25 protein-coding genes and 1 pseudogene are annotated in these 26288 nt (G+C 34.1%); 17 read left to right on the top strand and 9 right to left on the bottom strand.

The genetic code is table 11. The features are described 5' to 3' along the window. Positions 1-11: 11 nt before the first annotated feature. Complete coding sequence (locus ACFX5D_RS02675; RefSeq protein ID WP_379856712.1) at positions 12-962, bottom strand: ion channel; 951 nt, start codon at positions 960-962, stop codon at positions 12-14. Between the two features lie 331 nt (positions 963-1293). Between ACFX5D_RS02675 and ACFX5D_RS02670 the strand changes: the two genes are divergently transcribed. The 5 genes from ACFX5D_RS02670 to ACFX5D_RS02650 all read left to right on the top strand — a co-directional run bounded on the left by ACFX5D_RS02670 (position 1294) and on the right by ACFX5D_RS02650 (position 3503). Then, on the top strand, positions 1294-1710 hold the full coding sequence (locus tag ACFX5D_RS02670) for a phosphoribosyltransferase family protein (RefSeq protein ID WP_379856711.1): 417 nt from the start codon (positions 1294-1296) through the stop codon (positions 1708-1710). A gap of 206 nt (positions 1711-1916) precedes the next feature. Then, positions 1917-2150, top strand: a complete 234-nt coding sequence (locus ACFX5D_RS02665; RefSeq protein WP_379856710.1) for a hypothetical protein — start codon at positions 1917-1919, stop codon at positions 2148-2150. Positions 2151-2191: 41 nt separating this feature from the next. Continuing rightward, a complete protein-coding gene (locus tag ACFX5D_RS02660) occupies positions 2192-2491 on the top strand; it encodes a dienelactone hydrolase family protein (RefSeq protein WP_379856709.1) in 300 nt (99 codons plus the stop codon). A gap of 100 nt (positions 2492-2591) precedes the next feature. Beyond that, complete coding sequence (locus tag ACFX5D_RS02655) at positions 2592-2825, top strand: VOC family protein (protein ID WP_379856708.1); 234 nt, start codon at positions 2592-2594, stop codon at positions 2823-2825. A gap of 321 nt (positions 2826-3146) precedes the next feature. Further along, on the top strand, positions 3147-3503 hold the full coding sequence (locus ACFX5D_RS02650; protein WP_379856707.1) for a hypothetical protein: 357 nt from the start codon (positions 3147-3149) through the stop codon (positions 3501-3503). Between the two features lie 170 nt (positions 3504-3673). Here the strand turns inward: ACFX5D_RS02650 and ACFX5D_RS02645 are convergent. After that, positions 3674-4249, bottom strand: a pseudogene (locus ACFX5D_RS02645) (ATP-binding protein); the annotation flags it as partial. 108 nt (positions 4250-4357) lie between these two features. Here ACFX5D_RS02645 and ACFX5D_RS02640 point away from each other — a divergent pair. The 6 genes from ACFX5D_RS02640 (at position 4358) to ACFX5D_RS02615 (ending at position 10592) form a co-directional block, all read left to right on the top strand. After that, entirely contained in the window at positions 4358-4606 is a 249-nt protein-coding gene (locus ACFX5D_RS02640) for a DUF6364 family protein (RefSeq protein WP_379856706.1), read from the top strand. 78 nt (positions 4607-4684) lie between these two features. Beyond that, on the top strand, positions 4685-5017 hold the full coding sequence (locus ACFX5D_RS02635; protein WP_379856705.1) for a type II toxin-antitoxin system VapC family toxin: 333 nt from the start codon (positions 4685-4687) through the stop codon (positions 5015-5017). A 743-nt stretch (positions 5018-5760) separates the two neighbouring features. Further along, the gene (locus ACFX5D_RS02630; RefSeq protein WP_379856704.1) at positions 5761-6945 is read left to right on the top strand and encodes a M28 family peptidase; all 1185 of its coding nucleotides are present in this window, start codon (positions 5761-5763) and stop codon (positions 6943-6945) included. A gap of 16 nt (positions 6946-6961) precedes the next feature. After that, positions 6962-8128 carry an ATP-grasp domain-containing protein gene (locus ACFX5D_RS02625; protein ID WP_379856703.1) on the top strand — a complete coding sequence of 389 codons (1167 nt, stop codon included), beginning with the start codon at positions 6962-6964 and terminating at the stop codon, positions 8126-8128. A gap of 529 nt (positions 8129-8657) precedes the next feature. Beyond that, positions 8658-8834 (top strand): dienelactone hydrolase family protein, encoded by a 177-nt coding sequence (locus ACFX5D_RS02620; protein ID WP_379856702.1) that lies wholly within the window; start codon positions 8658-8660, stop codon positions 8832-8834. Between the two features lie 306 nt (positions 8835-9140). Beyond that, positions 9141-10592, top strand: coding sequence for an ATP-binding protein (locus tag ACFX5D_RS02615; protein WP_379856701.1), 1452 nt, complete (start codon positions 9141-9143; stop codon positions 10590-10592). Between the two features lie 222 nt (positions 10593-10814). Here the strand turns inward: ACFX5D_RS02615 and carB are convergent, their stop codons facing one another. Both carB and rpmH read right to left on the bottom strand, forming a co-directional pair. After that, on the bottom strand, positions 10815-13667 hold the full coding sequence (carB, locus tag ACFX5D_RS02610) for a carbamoyl-phosphate synthase large subunit (protein ID WP_379856700.1): 2853 nt from the start codon (positions 13665-13667) through the stop codon (positions 10815-10817). Positions 13668-13824: 157 nt separating this feature from the next. Next, positions 13825-13986, bottom strand: coding sequence for a 50S ribosomal protein L34 (rpmH, locus tag ACFX5D_RS02605; RefSeq protein ID WP_007136275.1), 162 nt, complete (start codon positions 13984-13986; stop codon positions 13825-13827). A gap of 163 nt (positions 13987-14149) precedes the next feature. Here rpmH and ACFX5D_RS02600 point away from each other — a divergent pair, with 163 nt between their 5' ends. Next, positions 14150-14665: a DUF2892 domain-containing protein gene (locus ACFX5D_RS02600; RefSeq protein WP_379856699.1), complete on the top strand. Its 516-nt coding sequence runs from the start codon at positions 14150-14152 to the stop codon at positions 14663-14665. Positions 14666-14770: 105 nt separating this feature from the next. Here ACFX5D_RS02600 and ACFX5D_RS02595 read toward each other — a convergent pair whose 3' ends face one another. Further along, a complete protein-coding gene (locus ACFX5D_RS02595; protein ID WP_379856698.1) occupies positions 14771-15664 on the bottom strand; it encodes a lytic transglycosylase domain-containing protein in 894 nt (297 codons plus the stop codon). Positions 15665-15710: 46 nt separating this feature from the next. After that, complete coding sequence (locus tag ACFX5D_RS02590) at positions 15711-16373, bottom strand: alpha/beta hydrolase family protein (protein ID WP_379856697.1); 663 nt, start codon at positions 16371-16373, stop codon at positions 15711-15713. A gap of 540 nt (positions 16374-16913) precedes the next feature. On the opposite strand from ACFX5D_RS02590, the gene ACFX5D_RS02585 reads away from it, so the two are divergent. Continuing rightward, positions 16914-17198: a GNAT family N-acetyltransferase gene (locus tag ACFX5D_RS02585; protein ID WP_379856761.1), complete on the top strand. Its 285-nt coding sequence runs from the start codon at positions 16914-16916 to the stop codon at positions 17196-17198. A 75-nt stretch (positions 17199-17273) separates the two neighbouring features. Here ACFX5D_RS02585 and ACFX5D_RS02580 read toward each other — a convergent pair whose 3' ends face one another. The 3 genes from ACFX5D_RS02580 to ACFX5D_RS02570 all read right to left on the bottom strand — a co-directional run bounded on the left by ACFX5D_RS02580 (position 17274) and on the right by ACFX5D_RS02570 (position 20692). After that, the gene (locus tag ACFX5D_RS02580; protein ID WP_379856696.1) at positions 17274-18911 is read right to left on the bottom strand and encodes an ABC-F family ATP-binding cassette domain-containing protein; all 1638 of its coding nucleotides are present in this window, start codon (positions 18909-18911) and stop codon (positions 17274-17276) included. 190 nt (positions 18912-19101) lie between these two features. Continuing rightward, entirely contained in the window at positions 19102-20277 is a 1176-nt protein-coding gene (locus ACFX5D_RS02575; protein WP_379856695.1) for a GlmU family protein, read from the bottom strand. A gap of 163 nt (positions 20278-20440) precedes the next feature. Next, positions 20441-20692 (bottom strand): type B 50S ribosomal protein L31, encoded by a 252-nt coding sequence (locus ACFX5D_RS02570; protein WP_039109118.1) that lies wholly within the window; start codon positions 20690-20692, stop codon positions 20441-20443. Between the two features lie 239 nt (positions 20693-20931). Here ACFX5D_RS02570 and ACFX5D_RS02565 point away from each other — a divergent pair, with 239 nt between their 5' ends. The 4 genes from ACFX5D_RS02565 to ACFX5D_RS02550 all read left to right on the top strand — a co-directional run bounded on the left by ACFX5D_RS02565 (position 20932) and on the right by ACFX5D_RS02550 (position 26278). Next, positions 20932-21474 (top strand): DUF4199 domain-containing protein, encoded by a 543-nt coding sequence (locus ACFX5D_RS02565; RefSeq protein ID WP_379856694.1) that lies wholly within the window; start codon positions 20932-20934, stop codon positions 21472-21474. Positions 21475-21478: 4 nt separating this feature from the next. Next, positions 21479-22438, top strand: coding sequence for a glycosyltransferase family 2 protein (locus ACFX5D_RS02560; RefSeq protein WP_379856693.1), 960 nt, complete (start codon positions 21479-21481; stop codon positions 22436-22438). Between the two features lie 280 nt (positions 22439-22718). Next, positions 22719-24446, top strand: a complete 1728-nt coding sequence (locus ACFX5D_RS02555; protein WP_379856692.1) for a phospho-sugar mutase — start codon at positions 22719-22721, stop codon at positions 24444-24446. Continuing rightward, positions 24446-26278, top strand: a complete 1833-nt coding sequence (locus ACFX5D_RS02550; RefSeq protein ID WP_379856691.1) for an ABC transporter ATP-binding protein — start codon at positions 24446-24448, stop codon at positions 26276-26278. The genes ACFX5D_RS02555 and ACFX5D_RS02550 overlap by 1 nt, the downstream gene beginning before the upstream one ends. Positions 26279-26288: the final 10 nt, after the last annotated feature.

Here is a 26288-nt window from a genome sequence, read left to right as displayed (position 1 = left end):
TATCCATAATACTATAAATCAACGTTGTTGTAAACATTTAACTTATCCAAATTAAGAATTGTTCTTGAATTATCGGCACTTCTGGTGTACATCGGTTCAAATTTGGCACCGTAAACAACCTCGTCAAAAGTATACGAGGTACGAGCGGCAACAGTATTACTAAACATATCGTCAAAGGTTTTTATAAAGACGAGTATCTCACCATTAGTCGTTTTAAAATCAGCTGCCGTGAATTTATAAAGCGGACTGTCTTCTGTAATTGGATGTACTAAGGTCCAACTTAAAGTCAATGCATTTATCTTGTCCAATTCTAATTCCAGCGCGTAGAATTTATTGGTCCGTTTCCCGTTTTCCTCCACACTCATCCCAAGAGTTATTTTTGCTTCAGCATCTGTAAAATTTGTATTTTTAAAAGGTGTGGTTCTAATCATCAAACCGGTAATTTCTCCATATGGCGCAATTACAGCATTATGCGAAAACTTCAAAAAAGCGGTAGGCTTACTAAATCGACCAAAAAATAAACCCGTAGCAATGGCAAAACTCAATAACCCTATCAGCGCTTCGGCAGCAGAAAGCGCACTGGCTAAAAAACCGCTAGGACTTATATGACCGTAACCCACTGTGGTAAAGGTTTGCGCACTGAAAAAATAAGCCTGTCCAAATTTAATCCATTCACTATCTGCAGTTGAAATCCCATTCAGATGTTCGATTCCAATTCCGTAATAAACAGAGGCAAATACAAAATTGATTGCCACGTAAAACGAGAGAATGATCAGTATAAATTTCCACCCTGACATATCAATCATAGTGTGATACCAACTGATGCGATGCAAAAAATGCATTCCCTGTTTCTCTACATTAGCCGTACCATTTTTATTAACGAAACGTCCGCCATAACTATTGGCATTAGTTCCAAAACCTGTATTCTTGTCGGCTTTTGCTTTGGCATTTACTGTATTCAAAGGAAGATTTTTTTAATAATTATTTGCTAGCAAATTTAGTTAAAATCCCGTTCAAAAAAAAGATGCTTTTTCCAATTAAATTAAATTTTAAGTAAAACCGCAACTAATCTAGAAAATTTCTAGGCTTTATTCCATTATTAAATACAAAAAAACGGGGATAAAAATTAAATGTCAAAATACTTCAGATTCAGGACCTTTAAATGCAATTTAAAAAAAATATTATGCAGAACTAAATGCTAAAAGATAGACTTGAAAATGGCTTATTGCTTTCAGAAAAATTAAAAAACACCATTACAGTAATAGCATTGTTCTTGGTGTTCCCAAAGGCGGAGTGCCTGTGGTGGTTATAATTGCCAAAAGTTTGCACCTCCCTCTAGATATTGTGCGCTCTAAGAAAATTGGACATCCTTACAATAAGGAATTTGCTATTGGTGCCGTATCGATGGATTCCATGGTTATTGATCAACATCCTGACATTCGCAAAGAATATATAGCGACAGAAATTGTGAGACTTCAAAAATTGATGCAAGAAAAATATGAAATCTATATGGGCAATCGTACCCCTCTTGAAATAAAAGGCAAGAATGTAATTATTGTTGACGACGGCATCGCAACCGGGAACACCCGACTGGTTAATATGAATATGCTTCGCAAAAGAAATCCCGCAAAAATTATTGTTGCAGTGCCTGTTACACCCGTAGATACTGTGCCCGTATTTGAAAAAATACGGATAAGTTTGTATTCCTGATTGCTTCCAAATATTATCGGGGAGTCGCCGGATTTTAGGAAGACTACAATCAGTTGGAAGATGATGAAGTGATTCAGTTATTGAGCTTTTCAAGTCCCACTAAATAGAATTTAGAACCTAGTATTGTGTATCTTAAAATATAATGGGTTATGAAAAAATCAGAAATTGACATCCCATTTTAAACTGTAATATTTAAAGGGGATTGAGTGATTCCTGAAAACGCTATCGGGCTTGCTGTATTCTCCCTTGGCCGCGGCAGCAGCAGGTTCAGTTTCAGAAACCAAATCGTTGAAGAATTGCTCCAGCATAACAATATTCCTACATTCCTTTTTGATTTGTGTAATGAAAAAGAAGACCAAATTTACGAAAACCGTTTTAATATTGATTTACTGACCAGCCGATTGATAGAAGCTACCCAAATAAAAATGCGAAAGGATTAGCTGTAGGCTTCTTTCGGGCAAGTTTCGGAGCAGCATCTGCATTGCGAGCCGCAGCCTATTTTGGAAATACCTTGAAAGCGGTTGTGTCATACGGAGACCGTCCTGATATAGCTATCAAGGAATTACCTATGGTAACTGCCCCTACCCTATTAATTGTAGGTGGGGAGGACATTCCCGTAATTAGAATGAATAAAATGGCATTTGACGAACTGCAAGCAGGAAAAGAAATGAAAATCATTCCAAATGCTATTCATCTTTTTGAAGAACTCGGGAAGTTGCAAGAAGCTACCGATTTGGCGATCGTATGGTACAAAAACCATTCGACAAAAAAAGACGATTAATGCCGGTTCTAAATTTTAAAATAAACTAACTTTTAAAATCAAACAACGATGGTAACAGTAAATATGGATTTAGTATTTAACCGAAATTGTAAAGAAGTTTTTGATTTTTACAAATCCGTATTTGGCGGCGAGTATTCCTATTTTGATTAATATTAAAGACATGCCTTCATACAATAGCATCAAAATTCCTGCTGAAGATGCCGAAAAAATAATGCATACTTCTTTACCAATACCTAAAGAGACTAGCTTGATGGGCAATGATTACATCGAATATTTTGGAAGCAGCACCATTTTCGGGAATAATTTTTCGCTTTCCATAAATACCGACAGTTAAGAAGAAGCTGACCGGCTGTACAATACACTTTCAGTTGGCGGAACTTCGGGGATGCCCATGGAAGATGCTTTTTGGAATACTTATTAAGAATGGTCACTAAAAAATGCGAAATTATATGAGTGGAAAGTTTCATGAAAAGTCAACGATAATAAATCTACTTGTTTTTTTATTCCAATTATTGAAAAATTAATTTATATAAAAATTAATTATATTTTCATAATTCACAGATAATCACCTTAACCATTAATATTTAGCTACATTTGAAAACGTATCCTTATTTAAACAAAAGGTAAAATTTAACCCCAATTAAACAATCATTTTATGATGAAGAAACAAATTCTCGCATTTTTATTTATTGCGCTATCAATTGTAAGCTGTAGTAAAGACGAACCGACATCGACACCAGCAATTGTATTTACACAGGCAGAAGGAAAAGCTGTAAATGGAGAATATACTATTACAGGAACAATTACTTCTTCGGTGGCATTATTAAAGGTTATTCTTACAAAAGAAGGAAGTGCAACACCCTTTATTGTTGATGACACAACAGCAAAAAATAAAAATAACTATCCTTACTCTTACCTAATTACTGGTATTACAAAGGACACTTACATTATGATTGATGTCTATGATCAAAACAACACAAAAACCTCTACGAGATTTTTAATCAGAGTTTAGTAGTACTATTAACAACTGGAAAGCTCATTTTTATATTTGGGCTTTTTTTATCTTTAAATTTCAAAGGTGGTACGTACAAATATATTATACTACCAAGTGGTCCTTTCAAAAAACACACACCCATAAAAAAAGCCCCAAAGGGGCTTTTTACATATAATATATTCAAGTTTTTATTTACTCAAATACATTTTTCTTCTGGAATACAATTCGTCGAACTGATCGTCTTTCGAGTCATCAATAAACAAGATGCTTTCTCTTGTTGATTTCATTTCTGGTCCTAATGCTTTATTTACATTATGAAATTTACTGAAAGAGAAAACCCGTTGCTTGATGGCGTATCCTTTTAATTGGGGGTTAAAAGTAAAATCGGTTACTTTATTGTGACCCAACATTACTTTAGTCGCATAGTTCACACAAGGTTCTCCGTATGCTTTTGCAATAAATGGAACCGTACGGGATGCTCTAGGATTCGCTTCAATGATGTAAACGATATCCTCTTTTATCGCAAACTGAATGTTGATTAAACAAACGGTTCTCAAAGCCAACGCAATATTTTTCTTATAGTTTTTTATTTGTTGCATTACAAATTCGCCTAAGTTAAACGGTGGCAAAGTGGCGTTACTGTCTCCAGAGTGTACTCCACATGGTTCCATGTGCTCCATAATCCCTATGATGTATACATTTTCTCCGTCGCAAATTGCATCAGCTTCAGCTTCAATTGTGCCATTTAAATAATGGTCTAAAATCCCGATCCTTCAGGAGAACTGACGTTGGCAGTAATTGCAAAAAAAAATCGAAATCTATATTTATTACGTCCTAAATTCGTATAACTGTACGTATAAATATTTTACGTTATGCATACTAAACTCACATTGAAGCTTGATCAAGAGATAATTGAAAAAGCGAAACATTATGCGTCTGAAAAAAAATTAAGCTTACCTCGAATTATAGAAAATCACGTTAATTCTTTGACTTCAGATAAAACAAATAATGACATACAAATTTCACCGTATGTAAAAAGTCTTTCTTTCGGAATTAGCATTCCAGCTGATTACGATTACAAAAAAGAGTATACTGAATATTTAGAACAAAAATACAAATGAGCAGAATTTTTTTAGATTCCAACGTAATATTAAATTTATTGGTAGAAAGAGTTCCTTTTTTTGATTCAATAGCTAAGGTTGCTACCTTGGCAGATCAAAAAAAAAATTACCTTAATTATTTCTCCTCTTTCATTTACGATAATAGATTACATTTTAAATAAATATGAGATATCAGAATCTATTTTTAATAAACTTCGAAAGTTTAAAATAATCTGTGAGGTTTGTGAGGTTAATGAAGAAACAATAGACAAAGCGTTGAATTCGAGTTTTAAAAATTTTCCAGATGCTGTCCAATATTTTACTGCTTTACAATCTAACTGCTCAATAATTATAACTAGAAACGGAAAAGACTTTAAGCATTCTACAATTCCAATTATGACAGCTGAGGAATATTTATGTAGCATTATATAAACCGACTACTGCCAAAAGCTAGAGTTCGTTGCGTCTATAGCACCAACAATAAAACTCTTGTTGTTTTGCGTAATCGAAACACGAAATCAAACAAATGAATCCTGAATTAAATTTATTATTAACAAAAGAAGGTTAAGATATGAGCGACGACCTTAATGCTCCTAATAAACGGTTAAGAAACTAGGATACAAAATAAAGTTCCAAATAGAATCGCTATGCGACACATTTCTTAGTAAACGAAACGTATTTACGTTATATTCGGGAATTATTAGCGCGCAATAGTAGAAAAACTCACAGTCAATGAAGTACCAAAAGCATTCAGCAAATAAAAAGTCATTTTGATGATTTGTAATAAAAGATTATCTATACATTTGGAAAGACTAGGCTATTCAATAGCGATTACAGACAGGCTGCCAATATTTATAGATCCTTTACGATTTTAAACTTTTCAATTTTTAAAAACAAACCTTATGAAATCCAAACAAATTCTTCTTTTAATATTATTTATTTCCACTTCGCTTTTTGCGCAAAGCACAGCACCACAATTAGATAAAATTAAGCAGCAAGATCTAAAAGATGATTTATATGAACTGGCGGGTGATGCCTTTAAGGGACGAAGAGGAGGAGAACTTGGCGAAATGCGAGCTTCTGTTTGGGTGGCTCAAAAGGCCCGTGAAGCTGGCCTTAAACCTGCAGGCGAAGATGGAACCTACTTCCAATTCTTTAATCTGAAACGCAGCCGTGTGGCCAATAGTAGTACTGTTAGTGTAAATGGTAAAGCACTTGATCTTTGGAAAGAGATTTGGCCAACTAATTTGGTTGACACTACCCTAGAAGGCTCCGTAGTTTGGTTGGACAAAATACCGGATAATACTGTCGATCTGAAAGGCAAAATTGTAGCTATGAATATTATGCCTCCAACCCCCATTATTCAAGACTGGGTGAGCCTCTGGCAATATCGTTATACCGCTTCTGCCATGAATCAGCAGGGAAAAGAACTCCTCAGCCGCGGTGTTACTGCTATCATTTTTATTGCTGATGATACTGTAGAATCACTTATTTCGTTTACGGGATTTCATTATCAAGAAGGAAGTTATGGAATTGAAGATGCCGAATCCTCTACTACAGCTACGGTACCAATTATATTGGCAAGTAAACAGTTAAAGAATATATTTTCTAAACAAGGCGCTTATTTAAAAACTAATTTGAAGGTAGAGAATTTTGACTATCCTTCTATTAATGTTGTTGCAAAGGTTGATGGAACTGATCCTAAACTGAAAGAGGAATATGTTTTATTTAGCGGTCACCAAGACCATGACGGAGTAGGACCTGCTGTTAACGGTGATCCTATCTGGAACGGTGCTGATGATAATGCATCAGTAACAGTAGCGATGCTTGCAATAGGGAATGCGTGGAGTACACAACCCGCTAAGCGATCGGCTTTATTTGTGTGGCACGGATCTGAGGAAAGAGGTTTATTAGGATCTCGCTATTTTGTTAGCCATCCCACCGTTAAACTGCCCTCCATAGTTGCTGTTTTAAATGGCGATATGATAGGACGCAATGCACCTAATTCTGCGGCGCTATTAGGCGCAACAGAACCTCATCTTAATTCTTCTGACCTTGTAGCAATCACTTTAGCTGCGAATAAAAGTATTGCCAACTTCAAAGTAGATACTTCTTGGGATGCTGCAGATCACCCAGAGAATTGGTACTTCCGAAGCGATCATCTTCCTTATGCTCAAGCTAATGTTCCAGCAATATTTTTTACCACCTTATTACACCCTGACTACCATACCCCCTTCGATAGCCCAGATAAAATCGATTATCTAAAACTAACTAAGATGACAAAGTGGATTTATGAAACCGGATGGAGAGTTGCTCAAAGTGCCAAACGTCCTGCTGTAACGATTGAAATAAAAAAGTAAAAAATAATTAACCATTATGTTCTTAATAGACAAGCCATTTGTTTCCGATTTTCTTATCAAAACAATAAAAGATAATAATTATAAAATAATTGCAACCAAAGTAGCAAAAGAATTGGTAAAAGATGATTCTTTGGCATGGATAGCCGAAGAGGAAGCAATCGCTTTACTAAAAAATAATCCAGAAATTTCTCTTTACAGCAATTCAGAGAACGCATTAGCTTGGATCGATCAATACTATGGAGAAAGTGAATTATCAAGTCAATTACAAGTTTTAAAAAATAAAGTAAAGTTTAGAGAACTTATAAAAGAGTTGTTTCCCGACTTTTATTTCAAGCAAATAAGTATTGAAGAAATCCAACGATTGTCCGATGATGAAATTCGGTTCCCTTTTGTAATTAAACCTGCTGTTGGTTTCTTTAGCATAGGAGTTCATATAGTAGAAAATGAGAAAGACTGGATAAAAGCTAAAAGTGAGTTACAACCTGATAAACTTAAAAGTATATTTCCTGAAAATGTATTAAACACAAGTAATTTTATCATTGAAGAATTTATTCGTGGAGAAGAATATGCAATCGATTATTATTACGACAATAACGGAGATGCTGTTGTGTTAAACGTTTTACACCACCTCTTTTCATCCGGAACAGACACAAGTGATCGGGTTTATTCAACATCCAAAGCAATCATTGAAAAGTATAAAATTGATCTTGAATATTTTTTAAGTAAAATTGGTAAAGAGTTACATTTAAAAAATTTCCCGGCTCATGCAGAAGTCCGCATAGATGAAAATGGGAAAATAATCCCCATCGAAGTAAACCCTTTACGCTTTGGTGGATTTTGCACCACGGCCGACCTTCTAGGAGTAACTTTAGGATTTAATGAATACAAATGCTTTTGTGAAAACAAAAAACCAGACTGGGATACTATATTTAAAGGAAAAGAGAATAAAATATTTAGTGTCATTGTTTTGGATAATAATTCAGGAATAATCCCTTCGGATATTTTAAGATTTAACTATTCAGATCTTGCTAAAGATTTTGAAAAACCGATAGTAATTAGAGAATTAGATATAAATAAATATCCTGTATTTGGATTTGCTTTTATTGAAAGTGCAGCCAGTAATAAAAAGGAATTAAATGATATTCTAACCTCTGATTTAAGAAAATATATAGTATCGAAATAAGGAGAATTTTAAAGCTCAAAAAACTTTTTTTAGCTACATCATTAATTAACTCTATGTCCTTGTTTGACTTTATAAAAAATCATCATGAAAATAAGATATAAGATATTTTCCCCCGCTAGCGCACGAACCCGACCGCGCGGATATCAAATTTTTCGGACAACGATAGCGGATTTGCAATCCGTGCCCACAAAGAGAATGATTCAGCAAGAAATTATGCTAGTTTCGAGAGTGAATTAGAGGTGGTTTTATTAGAATTATTTTGATATTATTTACGGGCACGGATTGCAAATCTGCGCTATTGAGTAAACAGGTGTTTATTAGTGAATCTACCCACAAAAAAAGCCCCCGCTCTCCGATATATTCATCGGATTATGTCACGCGGAGGCCACACTGATATGGCGGTCAAGATTCCTACTTTAGCTGCAGCAGTTCCTTATTACGGCGGACAACCAACAAATGAAGAATCCGAAAAAATGAAGGCGTGAATCATGGTACACTATGCTGGTTTAGAAACCAAAGTAAATGAGGGTTGGCCTGCTTTTTCTGCCATACTCAAAAAAACAAAGTAGAAAATACCGCTTATTTTTATCCCGGAGTCAATCATGGTTTCCATAACAATACCACGCCCCGATACGATGAAGCAGCCGCAACTTTATCCTGGACACGAACTATTGATTTTTTTAAGGAGAAATTGAAGAAGAAATAAGTTTAGCATTTTGATATTTAAAAGTCCCGTGATTGAGACTTTTTTTTTGTTACGGGTTATTTCAAGAAAATAATCTATAAATAGTAACTTACTAAAATTTAGCCAGTTTTTTTTGTATAAATAGCTTTATAATTAACTTGAAAAAATATAATATTTATTATAGAAGTTCCGTGTTTTTTATTTGGTAATAATTTTAAATTCGATAAAAATCGAAGATCTTATTTGATTAAAAAATGTATATTTACATCTAATCCTTAAACAAACCCCTATATCAAAGGGTTTCTTATTTGACACTTATTTGACAATATGGAAGAAATCGAATTAAAATCATTAATAAAAGAGCTTGTAACCTTTTCTCAAGAAACCGAATGGGTTGAATTCAAGTTGAACTTTCATTCTAATGAAGAAATAGGAGAAAGAATTTCAGCCTTAGCAAATGGTGCTTGTTTAAATAATAAACTAAATGGATTTTTAATTTTTGGAGTCGAAGACAAAACCCATACAATTAAGGGAACAACATTTAAAGTAAAATCGGCAACTCAAGGAAAAGAGGAACTTGAAAATTGGCTCATTCAACGTCTAGATCCTCGTATAGATTTTAAAACTTATGAATTTTTTTATTCAGAGAATATCAGAATTAGTATGTTTGTTATTCCTGCGTCTATTAATCGTCCCGTTAAGTTCCTTAATCAAGCTTACATCAGGATTGGTAGTTACACGAGATTACTTAAAGATTTTCCAGAAAAAGAAGCGAAAATTTGGAATAGAAAAACCAAAGATAAATTCGAGTTGCAATTAGCTAAAGAAAATGTTGATGACGACTTAATCATTTCTTTACTTGATACTCAAACTTATTTTGATTTACTGAAACTTCCTTATCCGTCTAATAGACAAGGAGTAATCGATAAATTCATTTCAGAAAACTTAATCATTAAGAAAACTACAAAATACTCAATTACAAATTTAGGCGCCATTTTATTCTCTAAAAACTTAGAAGACTTCCCAGATTTAAAAAGAAAAGCAATTAGAGTAATAGTTTACAAAAACAATAATAAGATTGAAACAATTCGTGAGCAAATTGGAGGCAAAGGATATGTATCAGGCTATCAAGGATTAATTGATTGGGTAAATAGTCAACTACCCGCAAATGAAGAAATAGGTAAAGCATTTCGAGATGATAAAAGAATGTATCCAGAAATTGCTGTGAGAGAATTATTAGCTAATGCAATAATCCACCAAGATTTTGAAGAAAAAGGATTTCCTATGGTGGAAATTTTCTCAGATAGGATCGAAATTACAAATCCCGGAATTCCGTTAATTACTCCAGAGAGGTTTATTGATGAATACCAATCTAGAAATGATACCCTTGCAGATTTAATGAGAAGATTAGGAATATGTGAGGAAAAAGGAAGTGGAATTGATAAAGTAATATCTTATAATGAAATTTATCAACTTCCTGCTCCAGAAATACTTATTCAAGAGAAGCATACCAAAGTAATTATGTATTCTTATAAAACTCTAAATCAAATGGATAAAAAAGATAAAGTAAGAGCTTGTTATCAGCATTGTTGTTTGAGATATGTTTCAAATGATAAAATGACTAACCAATCACTAAGAGACAGATTTAAAATTGAAGATAAAAATGCTGCAATAGCGTCTAGAATTATAAAAGAAGCTTTACTTGCAAAAGTTATCAAAGAAGATGATCCCGAAAGCAATTCAAGAAAATATAAAAAATACCTCCCTTTTTGGGCATAATTCTTATTTGATGGTTATTTGATAATTGATGACTTTAAAAACACAAACGACTGAAATTCAACAATTTTTTATTTGACATATAAAACTATTAACAAAATATAGAATTCGTTGGGGCAAATGTATCCGACTTTGACCCCGTAACAATGAGCCACTAACAAAAAAACATATCCTACAAAAAAAAGCCCCAATCGGGGCTTTTTCAATATCAATAAATTCAAGTTTTTATTTACTCAAATACATTTTTCTTCTGGAGTACAATTCGTAAAACTGATCGTCTTTCAAGTCATCAATAAACAAGATACTTTCTCCTGTTGATTTCATTTCTGGTCCTAATGCTTTGTTCACATTATGGAATTTGCTGAAAGAGAAAACCGGCTGCTTGATGGCATATCCTTTCAACTGTGGGTTGAAAGTAAAGTCGGTTACTTTATTGTGACCTAACATTACTTTAGTCGCATAATTCACATAAGGTTCTCCATACGCTTTAGCAATAAAAGGAACCGTACGAGACGCTCTAGGATTTGCTTCAATGATGTAAACGATATCATCTTTTATCGCAAACTGAATGTTGATTAAACCAACGGTTCTCAAAGCCAACGCAATATTTTTGGTATGGTCTTTTATTTGTTGCATTACAAATTCGCCTAAGTTAAATGGCGGCAAAGTGGCGTTACTATCTCCAGAGTGTACTCCGCAAGGTTCGATGTGCTCCATAATTCCTATGATGTACACATTCTCCCCATCGCAAATCGCATCGGCTTCGGCTTCAATCGCACCATCTAAATAATGGTCTAAAAGCAATTTATTTCCTGGGATCGTTTTCAATAAATTGATAACGTGTTCTTCTAATTCTTGTTTGTTGATTACAATTTTCATTCCCTGACCACCCAACACATAAGAAGGACGAATTAATAATGGAAAGTCTAAAGTATCAGCCAAAGCAGAAGCTTCGTCAGCGGTTTCTGCAATTCCAAACTGTGGAAAAGGAATTTTTAAATCGGTTAACAATTCTGAGAAACGTCCTCTGTCTTCGGCTAAATCCAAAGCATCAAAACTCGTACCTATAATTTTAATACCGTATTTAGACAGTTTTTCGGCCAATTTCAAGGCCGTTTGCCCACCTAATTGTACGATAACGCCTTCCGGTTTCTCATGTTGAATAATATCATAAATATGCTCCCAGAAAACCGGTTCGAAATACAATTTATCGGCCGTATCAAAATCAGTCGAAACTGTTTCTGGATTACAGTTTATCATAATCGTTTCATAACCACATTCTTTGGCGGCAAGCACCCCGTGAACACAAGAATAATCAAACTCGATTCCTTGTCCAATTCTATTTGGGCCTGACCCAAGAACAATTATTTTCTTTTTATCCGTTACTATACTTTCGTTATCAACGTAACGTGTTCCGTCTGCTTTTTCTATTTCGGCTTCAAAGGTAGAATAGTAATAAGGGGTTTTTGCTTTAAATTCCGCCGCACAAGTATCAACCAGCTTGAATACACGGTTGATGTTCATTGTAGTACGCAACGTATGCACTTGACTTTCCAAGCAACCTACCATGTGCGCGATTTGTCTGTCGGCAAAACCTTTTTGTTTCGCTTCCAATAACAATTCTCTTGGTAAAGATTCTACTTTATAGTTTGAAATTTCTTTTTCTAACGTATAAAGCTCTTCGTATTGTTTCAAGAACCACATATCGATTTTAGTGATTTCATGAATGCGGCTCAATGGAATTCCCATCGCGATAGCATCATAAATCACAAAAACACGATCCCAACTCGCAAAAGTCAGTTTCTCGATAATTTGTTCGTAGTTAGTATATCCTTTTCCATCAGCACCCAGACCATTTCTTTTGATTTCCAAGGATTGAGTCGCTTTGTGCAATGCTTCTTGGAACGAACGTCCAATTCCCATTACTTCCCCAACAGATTTCATTTGAAGTCCTAACGTTCTGTCAGCTCCTTCGAATTTATCAAAGTTCCAACGAGGAATTTTTACAATCACATAATCCAAAGTTGGTTCGAATAAAGCCGAAGTCGATTTGGTAATTTGATTTTGTAATTCATCTAAATTGTAACCCAAAGCCAGTTTGGAAGCGATTTTTGCAATAGGATATCCCGTTGCTTTTGATGCCAAAGCAGAGGAACGAGACACACGAGGATTGATTTCAATCGCTACAATGTCTTCCTTATCGTCAGGAGAAACGGCAAACTGCACGTTACAACCTCCGGCAAAGTTTCCGATGCTTCTCATCATCAAGATTGCATAATCACGCATTCTTTGAAATGTCGTGTCAGATAATGTCATTGCTGGCGCCACAGTGATGGAATCTCCGGTATGAATTCCCATTGGATCCATATTTTCGATAGAACAGATAATCACAACATTATCATTTTTATCTCTCAAAAGTTCCAATTCGTATTCTTTCCAACCCATCAATGCTTTATCAATTAAAACTTCGTGAATGGGTGAAGCTTCTAAACCTCTGGTTAAAAGTTCATCAAAATCTTCTTTTTTATAGACGATAGCAGCTCCAGTTCCTCCTAAAGTAAAGGACGGACGGATTACTAAAGGGAAACCAAACTCCTGAGCAATTTCTTTTCCTCTTAGATAGGAAGTACATATTTCGGCAGGTGCAGATGGCACACCGATTCTTTTAAGCAGTTGTTTAAACTGTTCTCTATCTTCGGTAATATTGATAGCGTTTACATCAACACCTATCAATTTCACTCCGAAATCCTGCCAAATCCCTTTTTCATCGGCTTCTAAACAGAGATTTAATGCCGTTTGTCCACCCATAGTAGGCAAAACAGCATCAATTTGAGGATGTTCTTTTAAAATTTGAATAATTGATTTTGTCGTTAAGGGCAATAAATAAATATGATCCGCCATTGAAGGATCTGTCATAATTGTTGCCGGATTCGAATTGATCAAAATAACTTCAATTCCTTCTTCACGAATAGAACGTGCAGATTGTGATCCCGCATAATCAAATTCGCATGCTTGACCAATAACAATAGGACCTGAACCTATTATTAAAACTGATTTTATGGATGTATCTTTTGGCATTGTGTTGTAATTATTGTGTTGTGTAGTTATTTTTTTTCCAGATCAAAGTTACTCTACTTTAAACCCTTAGCCTTTAATCTTATTCTTTTTTTAACGATTAGGTATAAAAAAAGGCGATACTAAAAAAAGTAACGCCTTATTTATGTTTATACAAACATTATTTTTTGTGTCTTGGTTCACAAGAAACAGTCAATTTATGTCTTCCTTTAGCTCTTCTACGCGCAAGAACTTTTCTTCCATTAGCAGAAGCCATTCTGTCCATAAATCCGTGCTTATTTCTTCTTTTTCTTTTCGATGGTTGAAACGTTCTTTTGCTCATTGCTTTGTATCTTTAAAATCTTATTTATATGTCTTCCTATTTCGAATAACTGTTATTCTAAAACCGAGTGCAAATATACAAAGACTTTTTTTTCTCGCAAGTAGTTTTGTAAAAATATTTTCAATTCATTTTACTATATTTGTGATCTTAAAATAAACACACTATGTTTCACAGAAATATTAAACTTATTATCGCCGGACTTATTATAGTTACTGGCATTTGGCAAATGACCGAAGGGAATATCGGCAACGGAATATTCCTTATTTTATTGAGTGCAATTCCTATTTTTCTTTACTTCAAAAACGAATTCATCTTATTGGCCTTCTTAAAATTAAGAAAACAAGATTTTGAGGGCGCCAAAAAATGGTTAGCATACATCAAAAGCCCAGAAACGGCTTTGGTACAAAAACAACAAGGATACTTTAATTACTTACACGGGATCATGCTTTCGCAAACGAATATCAATCAAGCAGAGAAATATTTCAAGAAAGCAATTGAGTTAGGACTGTCGATGGATATGGATTTGGCTGTAGCCAAATTAAACTTAGCTGGCGTTGCCATGACACGTCGCCGAAAATTAGAAGCTACTTCCCTATTGAATGAAGCTAAAAAATTAGACAAACAGAATATGTTAAAAGATCAGATCACAATGATGAAAGATCAAATGAAGAAAATATAATTTATTATAACTATTGAAAAAGGGTCAAATGATACACATTTGACCCTTTTTTTTCGCTTATAACTCAACTTATATTTTCTTAAAAACCTTAAAGGGTTTAAAAAGTTAATACCCTTTCAAAGGAATTTCGATTTGGTATTTTTTACCGGTATCGTTAATTAATTTATTCTCCCTGAGCCAAGGATTGTGTATTTTCAAAATCTTATAGTTAATTCCTTGCCCTTTTGCAAACTGTGCCAAGTCTGTAATTGAACTGTCAATGTCGATTTTTCTGGTCGGTAGAATTTCATACCTATCTCCTGAAAGTATATTAAATTCATATTTTACTGGATTTTTCATGATCTCTTTCAATGCTAAAATTCTAAAAACATAGCGATACGTTTCTTCCGTAAGCAACAAATCATAATAGTTAGATACTTTTTGAATCTCGATTTGCTTATTCACGCCCGACATTCCACCGTTATAAGAAGCTGCAGCCAATGTCCAGCTCCCAAATTTTGCCTTGGCACTCAAAAAGTAACGACACGCCGCTTCTGTAGATTTTACTAAATCATAACGCTGGTCTATATTGTCATTGACTTCCATTCCGCGTTCTTTTGCTGTATCTGGCATAAATTGCCAAACTCCTCTTGCTCCTGCTGGTGAAACCGCATTAACCAAACCACTTTCTATAACTGCCAGATATTTAAAATCATCTGGAATTCCGTTTCTTTTAAGAATGGGTTCAATTACAGGAAAAGCACGATTGGCTCTTTTTATAACCAAAATAGTCGATGCGTGCGCATAGGTATTTACCAGTAACTCTCTATCTAAACGCTCCTTAACATCAGCTATTTTCAAAGGTGTTTCTTCACCTGCAAAATCAAGTTTTACTGGAAAATAATCAGAAACTGATTCTTTAGTAATTTTATCCTTTGCATCATCTGTGGTTGCGAAAACAAACAGTCCGCTAACAAAAATAACGCTGCTAATTATTCCAACTTTTTTTATCAATTCCATCTTTTCTACTTTAAATTTAATACCTTGACAATAATCAGTCCGTATCCTATTTTGAATCTAAAATAATAGCTGGTAAATTTTCATTTAACCACTTGTATTTATTCAAAATCATAACATGTGTACCCCCTTTTACAACGATGCAATTCTTAATGTATTTTATTGGAAAAACATCATCCATATCTCCATGGATATGAATCACATTTTCATCAACTACCGTCCTGTCCCACAAAACAACCTGTTCTACTGCCCAATTTAAATAGCCAATATCCCGCACCGAAAGAAATCTTTTATACAATTTTAATCTTTGATTTACTTTTTCTCCAAACGAAAATTTAGCCAGACTTTCAATATTCAAAATCAAACTCATCGGAATCAGTTTATAGGCTTTGGTCGTTTTTGCAATTTTCATTCTTCGGGGAAATTCTAAATTACTTTTCACACTAGAAATAATAATTACTTTTCTTGCTTTAATGTATTTTGCCATTTCCTGAACTAAAATACCCCCAAACGAAACTCCAATCAAAACTGGATTCGGTTTTTTAATTTTGTCTGCAATTCTCTTGGCGTACTCCGCCAAAGTTTCTTTGTCAAGAGGAATCTCCCATTCTAAGAGATGAATTTCAAAAACATCTGCAGGAAGAACAATTCGCTCAAAAATAGCAATACTTGCCGCTAATCCAGGCATTAAATAAATGGGTATTTTACTCATAATTCCTATTAACGTTTTTATATAAAGCTCTGGTTTACGATCTCTAATTTTTTATAAAATTAAATTTTTAATTGAAATCAAGCTGGTTTACTCCCTTATATTATCAATAATTTATGACTACAAAATTAATTGAACGAAATAAAAAGTTAAAAAGTAACTTAGTTTGTCCAAATGTTCTAATTATCGATATTTACTGACAAAGAATGAGTTACACTAAGATAGACACTAAAATTATTTGATATTGAAAATCAAAACAATACCTTTGTAGTAACTATTTCGATAATAAATAATGATAACAAAAATACATTTTGGATTTATCAGAAACATTTTTTTAATAGAAAATTACGGTAGCAAAACCTATTAGTACTTCAAGATATGCATTATTCAAAACAGAGCTTATCTTTTCTCGAATGAAGGCAAGAGATGCCATGGAAATTATTGACTTTGACACATTTCAAATCAGAATCAAGCTCCAAATCAAAAACACCTTTGGTAAAAACACCATTAAATCTAATTAATAACATGGAAGCGGATATGACGATGGAAATTAAAGACAATACTTTTGCACGACAATTTGAAACTTTAGCAGACAAAGGGTTAGTTTCGGTAGAATACTCTTTTCAGGAAAAAAAAATATTTTTAACAAAAATAAACACTCCAGAATCCTTTGATGATGAGGAATTTATTTCGACTTTTCTCAAAAATATTATGGGAATCGCAATTGAACGAAAATTCAAAGTCGTTCCTATTCTACCAAAAATAGTGGTTTTTTTCAAAAAAAATTCAATTTACAAAGAGTTACTTCCTCCTGGAATACGATTATAACAAAAGAGGCGTCCAAAAAGTAATTTTCGGACGCCTCTTTTTTATTTCCGAAGTGTTTCGTCTTAAAACTGAATACTACTTCTTCTCTATCTCTTTCATGCTATCCATTTTTTTGTGCGCTAAGAAACCCGTAATATCTTCAAAGTGTTCAACGACTCTTTTGTTTCCAAATTCAAAAACCTTAGTCGCTAATCCATCCAAGAAATCCCTATCGTGAGAAACCAAAATTAATGTTCCATCAAAATCACGTAGTGCCTCTTTAATAATATCTTTGGTCTTCATATCCAAGTGATTCGAAGGCTCGTCCAGAATCAATAAATTCACCGGTTGCAACAATAATTTTATCATTGCCAAACGGGTTTTCTCACCACCGGAAAGCACTTTTACTTTCTTGGTTACATCATCACCGTGAAACATGAAAGCTCCCAAAATATCTTTAATTTTAGTTCGAACGTCACCCACGGCAATATCATCTATAGTTTCAAAAATAGTGGCGTTTTCATTTAATAAAGAAGCTTGGTTTTGGGCAAAATAACCAATTTGTGCATTGTGACCGATCTCTAAACTTCCACCATCAATCTCAATTTGCTTCATGATTGCTTTAATCATCGTCGATTTTCCTTCGCCATTTTTTCCTACGAAAGCCACTTTCTCCCCTCTTTCGATCACAACATTAGCATCTTTAAAAACAACATGCTCGCCGTATGATTTGGACAACTCTTTCACAATCACAGGATATTGTCCAGAACGTACTGCAGCAGGAAACTTTAATTTTAATGCCGAAGTATCCACTTCGTCAACCTGTACAATAACCAGTTTCTCTAACATCTTAACTCGCGATTGAACAGCATCTGTTTTAGAAAATGTCCCTTTAAAACGGTCAATAAAAGTCCTATTATCAGCAATCATACGTTGCTGTTCGTCGTATGCTTTTTGCTGATGCACGCGTCTGTCTTTTCTCAGTTCCAGATAATGAGAATATTTAGCTTTGTAATCATAAATACGCCCCATGGTAACTTCGATGGTACGATTAGTAATATTATCTACAAAAGCTCTATCGTGAGAAATCACCACAACTGCTTTAGCTGAATTAATCAAGAAATCCTCTAGCCATTGAATACTTTCAATATCCATGTGATTGGTAGGCTCATCCAGTAAAATTAAGTCTGGTTTTTGCAAAAGGATTTTGGCTAATTCTATTCGCATTCTCCATCCTCCAGAAAATTCAGAAGTTTGACGGCTAAAATCTTCGCGAACAAAACCTAAACCAATTAGAATTTTTTCTACTTCGGCTTCATAATTTATTTCTTCAATTGCATAAAATTTCTCGCTTAAGTCCGAAACTCTCTCAATTAATTTCATGTAGGCATCACTTTCATAATCGGTACGAATTGTCAATTGCTCATTGATTTCATCGATCTCTGCTTTCATTCCAAAAACTTCACCAAAAGCTTTAGACGTTTCTTCCATCACCGTTGCGCCATCAGTTGTCAATAAATGCTGGGGCAAATATGCTACAACAGCATCTTTTGGTGCCGAAATATTCCCGGTTGAAGGCTTACTTTGACCCGCAATAATTTTAAGAAGCGTCGATTTTCCTGCTCCATTTTTACCCATAAGGGCAATTTTATCATTCTCATTAATGGCAAAAGAAACGTCACTAAAAAGTGTTGTTCCACCAAATTGCACGGAAATATCGTTAACTGTAATCATTATTTATTTGTTGATTTGGTAATTCGGTTATTCGTTCAGTGTAAAGACCGTTTTTTTGAAGGTGCAAAGATAGATTAAATTGATAATTAGACAATTTGGAAAAGGGATTATACGAAATTATTATTTCAAATTTCTTATAATCCCTTTTCAGATTCCTATTTTTAACTCTTTCGAATGATCTTATGCCGTATTACTCTTTCCTCCACTTTTTAGATTCCTCAAAGATATGTTCTAAAATCGCAGCTTCTCTTTCGTCAAAGTCAACGTTTCTGCGAGCCATAACTAATCGAGCCGTTTCAAACGCTTTTTTGGTCACATACGTAGTAAAACCAGAAGCACCTCCCCAAGAAAAACTCGGTATAAAATTGCGAGGAAATCCACTGCCAAAAATATTAGCGCTAACTCCTACTACTGTCCCCGTATTAAACATCGTATTAATTCCGCATTTACTGTGATCTCCCATCATCAATCCACAAAACTGAAGTCCTGTTTTGGCAAACCCTTCGGTTTCATAACTCCACAATTTCACTTCTTCGTAATTATTTTTTAGGTTTGAATTATTACTGTCGGCACCTATGTTACACCATTCTCCAAGAACGGAATTTCCTAAAAACCCGTCATGTCCTTTATTAGAATAACCAAACAATACCGAATTATTAACTTCTCCTCCAATTCTGGAATGCGGACCAACAGTTGTAGCGCCATACACTTTGGAAGCCATTTTTACAACTGCATTTTCGCACAAGGCAAAAGGACCTCGGATTACGGAACCTTCCATAATTTCGGAATCTTTACCTATGTATATCGGTCCCATTGAAGCATTTAAAGTTACAAATTCTAACGTTGCCCCTTCTTCAATAAATATATTTTCCGGTGCGATGACATTGACACTTTTAGGAATGGGTTGTGATTTTCTGTCTTCGGTTAAGAATTCAAAATCCTCTCGAATTGCTGCATCGTTTTTGGAAAAAATATCCCATGTATGCTCTACCGTTAAACAATCGTCTTGATATTCTATAATTTCATAGGTATCAAAATCGACTTCTTCCTGCTCGTCATTGGTATAAAAAGCAATTACTTCATCTCCTTTAAAAATAGCCTGATTTGCCTCGAGATTACTTACCATCTCCACCAAAATATCATTAGGAAGAAAAGAAGCATTTATCATTACATTTTCTTCTAGTTCTACCATTGGATATTTTTCAGACAAATATTCTTCTGTCAATGTTGTCGTAGTGGAACCCAAACGCATTTCCCATTTTTGACGAATGGTCATTATCCCAATAAGAATATCAGCAACTGGACGCGTGAAAGTAAAAGGCAATAATGCATTTCGTGAAGGACCGTCAAAAAGTATGTAATTCATAAAGTTTTTTTATTTGTTGATTCGGGTATTGGTTGATTCAAAAATTAATTTTAGTCTACCGTTATAATACTATTGCGACCAAAGTTACAAAGTTTTCAAATAGATAAAAATAAAAAAAGCCCTCCGAAAGGAAGGCTTCAATGTATTTAAAAACAAGTTAAAATTATTTAACGTGTTTAGCGTATTTAGTTTTGAATTTATCAATACGTCCTGCAGTATCGATAAGTTTAGATTTACCTGTGTAAAAAGGGTGAGAAGTTCTAGAGATCTCCATTTTCACAACTGGGTATTCAACACCGTCAACTGTTAATGTTTCTCTTGTATCTGCAGTAGATTTAGTAATAAAAACTTCGTCATTTGACATGTCTTTAAATGCAACTAATCTGTAATTTTCTGGGTGAATTCCTTTTTTCATCTTGTTAATCTTTTTTTATTTGTTGATTATAACTTGTCTTGAAGCTTTTCTTCTAACAGAAAAGGTATAAACTCCTTATAACTTTTTGTTTTACAATATTATTTTGAGTTTGCAAATTTACAATTTTTTTCCAATAATCAAATCTTTGCATGACTTTTTTTATATAATCGTAAAAAGCGATTTTTATACTCGAATATATTGGGAATTGTTATATTTGTGGATTAATAAATAAACTCTTTATGGAAAATAATGTATCGCCAGCAAAATCTGGTATTTTGTTTGGTGTTTTGTTTGGTGTAGTTATGGTTTTAGAATTTGTGATTATGTATATAGTCGGAATGAAATCATTAGTAGGAACTAATGTCGGTGTGATCGTAAACCTTGCTAACTACTTAATATTACCACTCTTGTTTATTTATTTAGGATGCAATAATTACAAGAAAAACATAAATAACGGATTTATATCTCTTAATGAATGTCTAAAAACAGGAGTTTCAATAACTTTTATTGCTGCGCTTATCTATGCTGTGTTTAATGTAGTTTTCAACTTTATATTTCCTGAATTTATAAATGAAATGGTAGCAATTAGTAAAGAAGCGATGCTAAAACAAAACCCATCTATGACTTCTGACCAATTGGAAACAGGACTTTCAATGATGAAAAAATTCATGAATCCGCTGATTGTTTTTCCTGTTACGATAGCAATGTATTCTTTCTTTGGTTTAATTTATTCACTAATTATAGGTGCAATTCTAAAAAACGCAAAACCTCAAAGCTTCTAAATTAATGAATTTATCAATACTCATACCGCTTCTCAACGAAGAGGAATCACTTAAAGAACTTTATACTTGGATCATTAAAGTGATGCAATCGAATAATTACACTTACGAAATCATTTTTCTGGATGATGGAAGCACGGATGATTCGTGGGCTATTATCGAAGAATTTGCAAATGAAAATCCTCATGTAAAAGGTGTCCGATTCATGAAAAACTTCGGGAAATCGCAAGCGTTACATGCTGGTTTTGCAAAAGCCAAAGGCGATGTAATTATCACCATGGATGCCGATTTACAAGACAGTCCTGAAGAGATTCCCGGATTGTACGAAATGATTGTCAATGGTAAATTTGATTTGGTATCCGGCTGGAAAAAGAAACGTTACGATTCTGTAGTTGCTAAAAATTTACCTTCAAAATTATTCAATTGGGCTGCCAGAAAAACATCGGGAGTTGAGCTGAATGATTTTAATTGTGGCCTAAAAGCCTATAAAAATGTTGTGGTAAAAAATATTGAAGTTTCTGGTGAAATGCACCGATATATTCCGGTTTTGGCAAAAAACGCCGGTTTTGGAAAAATTGGTGAAAAAGTGGTACAGCATCAAGCCAGAAAATATGGCGAAACTAAATTTGGAATGGAACGTTTCATCAATGGTTTCCTGGATTTAATTACCATTTGGTTTCTTTCCCGTTTTGGAAAAAGACCGATGCACTTATTTGGTGCTATGGGATCATTAATGTTTATTATTGGTTTTTTATTAGCCGGTTACATCGGAGTTTCAAAACTCTATCACATGTATAATAACATGCATTATAATTTAGTCACCAGCAATCCTTGGTTTTACATCGCGCTAACAACGATGGTATTGGGAACCCAATTATTTTTGGCTGGATTTCTTGGTGAAATAATTTTGCGAACCAAAAATAATGAAGAACGTTATAAAGTTTCAAGTGAGGTAAATTTTTTATAATTCTCACAAAATTAAACATACATTTATAGTAGAACTTGAAGATTGACTTATACGATTTTTGTCATTCTGATTGCAGGAAGTGAATATTGAAAGAACATATTTTTCGCTACAACAAATCTTTAGCCCTGATTAAAGTGGAAATCCTTTTTTGAGGTTTTTACAGATAAAAAGATTGAAACGGAAAGCAGGAAACAGCTCCTAAAAAACATCAAAATTGTTAAATGAAATGACTATTTTGAAATTTTAAACTAAAAATTTAGACACTAAAAAAATCTATAAAATGGATATCAAACAAAACATTTTGGATGCAGTAAATGAATGGCTTACGCCAACATTTGATAATGAAACACATGCAGCCATCAAGGAATTGATGACTACTTCCTCTAAAGAACTGGAAGAAAGCTTTTATAAAAATCTAGAATTTGGAACGGGCGGAATGCGCGGTGTTATGGGCGTTGGGAACAATCGGATTAATAAATACACCCTTGGAAAAAGCACGCAAGGTCTAGCCAATTACATGCATAAAGTATTCCCAAATAAAGACTTAAAAGTTGCTATTGCTTACGACTGTCGCCATAATAGTGATACTCTGGCAAAAGTAGTTGCTGATGTTTTCTCAGCAAATGAGATTACGGTTTATCTGTTTTCGGAGTTGAGACCTACTCCTGAATTGTCATTTGCGGTTAAACATTTAGGTTGTCAAGCCGGAATTGTTCTTACTGCTTCTCACAATCCGCCAGAATACAACGGTTACAAAGTGTATTGGGAGGATGGCGGGCAAATTGTTCCGCCAGAAGATGAAGCGATTATCAATACTATTGAAAACTTAAATTACAATGAAATCAAGTTTTCTGCTAATGAAGATTTGATCCATCATATTGATACGGATGTTGACAAAGCGTTTATAAAATCCTCGATTGCAAATGCGAGTTTTAATACTTCTGCTGCAGCCAAAGAAAATTTGAACATCGTTTTTACCTCTTTGCACGGAACTTCGATAACATTAGTTCCTGATACATTATCACAAGCCGGGTACACGAATGTACATATTGTTGAAGAACAAAGACTGCCGAATGGTGATTTTCCGACGGTAAAATCTCCTAACCCGGAAGAACCGGAAGCATTGACTATGGCACTAGCGTTAGCGAACAAAACCAATTCCGATATTGTTATTGGGACTGATCCAGATTGCGATCGATTGGGTGTTGCCGTTCGAAATAATGAAGGACAAATGACCTTGCTCAATGGAAATCAATCGATGATTTTAATGACTGCTTTTCTATTGGAACAATGGAAAAAAGCAGGAAAAATAAATGGTAAACAATTTGTGGGTTCGACAATTGTTTCTACTCCTATGATGATGGAATTAGCCACGAATTATGACGTAGAATGCAAAGTGGGTTTGACCGGCTTTAAATGGATTGCCAAAATGATAAAGGATTTCCCGGAGTTAGAATTCATTGGTGGCGGTGAAGAAAGTTTTGGTTACATGGTTGGCGATGCGGTCCGTGATAAAGATGCTGTTGCCGCTACTTTATTAATTTGTGAATTAGCAGCTCAGGCCAAAGCAAAAGAAAGTACCGTTTACAAAGAATTACTTCAATTATACGTTGAAAATGGGTTTTATAAAGAACATTTGGTTTCATTGACTAAAAAAGGAATGGACGGTTTACAGGAAATCAATCAGATGATGATTGACATGAGAGAAAATCCATTGAAAGAAATCAACGGACAACGAGTGATTATGCTGGAAGATTACCAATCCTCAACAGCAAAAAACTTATTGACCGATGAAGTAACTAAAATGGACATTCCAAAATCGAATGTACTTATTTATTACACCGAAGACGGTTCTAAAATTTGTGCCAGACCAAGCGGAACAGAACCAAAAATAAAATTCTACATCAGCGTCAATACGGAACTGGAATCTATTGAGGATTTCAAGGAAGTGGAGGCTGTTTTGAATGAAAAAATTAAAAATATTATTACTGCAATGCAATTGAACTAATGGACAAAAGCTTATTAAAATTAATTCCTTATACAAAACCATATAAGTCTCATATTACCTGGAATGTCATATACAATATCTTGTATGCCTTGTTTAGCACTATTTCTATGCTAACACTTCTTCCTGTCCTTGAAGTGCTTTTTGGTAAAACCAAAAAGATACTAAAGGAGCCGGTTTATACAGGAATAGGGCATATTAAGCAGTTTGGTTCGGATTTTATGTATTACAAAATTTCAGAACTGACAAAGGAAAACAGCATTCAAGTTGCGTTGTTATTTGTTGTTTTAATGGTTATTACAACATTCTTATTCAAAAATTTATTTAACTATCTCGCATCGCATCACATCATGCACTTAAAAAATGGTGTGTTACGGGACTTAAGAAAATCAATGTACGACAAAATAATAGAATTGCCAATTTCTTATTATTCTGAAAAAAGAAAAGGAGATATTATGGCCAGAATGCTTGGCGATGTCAATGAAGTTCAGAATTCCTTTTTCTCTATATTAGAGCTCGTGGTAAAAGAGCCCTTAACCATTGTCTTTGCGCTAGTTACGATGTTTTTTATCAGTGTAAAATTGACTTTATTTGTTTTAGTATTCATCCCTATTTCAGGATTAATCATTTCAAAAATTGCCAAAAATTTGAGAGCACAATCCATGCAGGCTCAAAAAGAAAGTGGCTTTCTAATTTCTATTGTTGATGAAAGTTTGACCGGATTAAAAGTTATAAAAAGTTACAATGCTGAACGTAATTTCAAAAGCAGGTTTCACGATTCAGTGACTCGATTGTTGAATTTATCAAATAGCATAGGCAGCAAAAACAATTTAGCAACGCCATTAAGCGAATTTTTAGGAATTACAACTATCGCAGTCTTATTGTTTTATGGTGGGAATTTAGTTCTGGTAGAAAAAACATTGGAAGGATCTGCTTTTATCGTTTACCTGACCTTGGCTTTCAATATTCTTACGCCAGCGAAAGCCATTTCTAAAGCTTCTTATTCCGTTAAAAACGGATTAGCCGCTGCAGAAAGAGTTTTTGAAGTTTTAGAAGTCGAAAATGAAATCACTTCAAAAGAAAATGCAGTTGACAAAAAAACGTTTGACTCTACAATAACAATCCAAAATATTAATTTTAAATACGAAGATGAAGCGGTTTTAAAAGACTTTTCACTTGAAGTAAAAAAAGGACAAACAGTAGCTCTTGTAGGACAATCCGGAAGCGGAAAAAGTACCATTGCTAATTTACTGACTCGTTTTTATGATGTAAATGAAGGAACAATCGCTATTGATGGAATTGATATCAAAGACATGAACCTGCACTCGCTTCGTGATTTGATGGGATTAGTAACTCAAGACAGTATTTTATTTAATGATACCATAAAAGCCAATATTTCGCTTGGTAAAGATAACGCAACGGACGAAGAAATTGTTGAAGCCTTAAAAATTGCCAACGCTTATGAATTTGTCAAAGATTTACCGCTTGGAATTTACACCAACATTGGCGACAGCGGAAACAAACTTTCAGGAGGTCAAAAACAAAGATTATCTATCGCTCGTGCTGTTTTGAAAAATCCTCCAATTATGATTTTGGATGAAGCGACATCAGCATTGGATACCGAAAGTGAAAAATTTGTACAAGTCGCATTAGAAAACATGATGCAAAACAGAACTTCAATTGTTATTGCGCACCGACTTTCAACTATTCAAAAAGCAGATTTAATTGTGGTCATGAAAAAAGGAAAAATTGTGGAACAAGGGAAACATGAACAACTTATGGCACTTAATGGTACTTATAACAAATTAGTAAACCTGCAGTCTTTCGAATCCTAATAGTTAAAAT

Source organism: Flavobacterium fructosi, assembly GCF_042787335.1.
Lineage (GTDB): Bacteria > Bacteroidota > Bacteroidia > Flavobacteriales > Flavobacteriaceae > Flavobacterium > Flavobacterium fructosi.
Note: the sequence above shows the minus strand (reverse complement) of the source record. Positions and strands in the feature narration are given on the sequence as shown.

What these genes read in the sequence shown, in the direction of transcription:
- rpmH (WP_007136275.1), bottom strand. Translation starts at nt 13,986, where the DNA reads ATGAGCAAAAGAACGTTTCAACCATCGAAAAGAAAAAGAAGAAATAAG.
- ACFX5D_RS02640 (WP_379856706.1), top strand. Translation starts at nt 4,358, where the DNA reads ATGCATACTAAACTCACATTGAAGCTTGATCAAGAGATAATTGAAAAA.
- ACFX5D_RS02595 (WP_379856698.1), bottom strand. Translation starts at nt 15,664, where the DNA reads ATGGAATTGATAAAAAAAGTTGGAATAATTAGCAGCGTTATTTTTGTT.
- ACFX5D_RS02560 (WP_379856693.1), top strand. Translation starts at nt 21,479, where the DNA reads ATGAATTTATCAATACTCATACCGCTTCTCAACGAAGAGGAATCACTT.
- ACFX5D_RS02585 (WP_379856761.1), top strand. Translation starts at nt 16,914, where the DNA reads ATGGAAATTAAAGACAATACTTTTGCACGACAATTTGAAACTTTAGCA.
- ACFX5D_RS02600 (WP_379856699.1), top strand. Translation starts at nt 14,150, where the DNA reads ATGTTTCACAGAAATATTAAACTTATTATCGCCGGACTTATTATAGTT.
- ACFX5D_RS02615 (WP_379856701.1), top strand. Translation starts at nt 9,141, where the DNA reads ATGGAAGAAATCGAATTAAAATCATTAATAAAAGAGCTTGTAACCTTT.
- carB (WP_379856700.1), bottom strand. Translation starts at nt 13,667, where the DNA reads ATGCCAAAAGATACATCCATAAAATCAGTTTTAATAATAGGTTCAGGT.
- ACFX5D_RS02625 (WP_379856703.1), top strand. Translation starts at nt 6,962, where the DNA reads ATGTTCTTAATAGACAAGCCATTTGTTTCCGATTTTCTTATCAAAACA.
- ACFX5D_RS02550 (WP_379856691.1), top strand. Translation starts at nt 24,446, where the DNA reads ATGGACAAAAGCTTATTAAAATTAATTCCTTATACAAAACCATATAAG.
- ACFX5D_RS02650 (WP_379856707.1), top strand. Translation starts at nt 3,147, where the DNA reads ATGATGAAGAAACAAATTCTCGCATTTTTATTTATTGCGCTATCAATT.
- ACFX5D_RS02580 (WP_379856696.1), bottom strand. Translation starts at nt 18,911, where the DNA reads ATGATTACAGTTAACGATATTTCCGTGCAATTTGGTGGAACAACACTT.
- ACFX5D_RS02555 (WP_379856692.1), top strand. Translation starts at nt 22,719, where the DNA reads ATGGATATCAAACAAAACATTTTGGATGCAGTAAATGAATGGCTTACG.
- ACFX5D_RS02590 (WP_379856697.1), bottom strand. Translation starts at nt 16,373, where the DNA reads ATGAGTAAAATACCCATTTATTTAATGCCTGGATTAGCGGCAAGTATT.
- ACFX5D_RS02570 (WP_039109118.1), bottom strand. Translation starts at nt 20,692, where the DNA reads ATGAAAAAAGGAATTCACCCAGAAAATTACAGATTAGTTGCATTTAAA.
- ACFX5D_RS02575 (WP_379856695.1), bottom strand. Translation starts at nt 20,277, where the DNA reads ATGAATTACATACTTTTTGACGGTCCTTCACGAAATGCATTATTGCCT.
- ACFX5D_RS02565 (WP_379856694.1), top strand. Translation starts at nt 20,932, where the DNA reads ATGGAAAATAATGTATCGCCAGCAAAATCTGGTATTTTGTTTGGTGTT.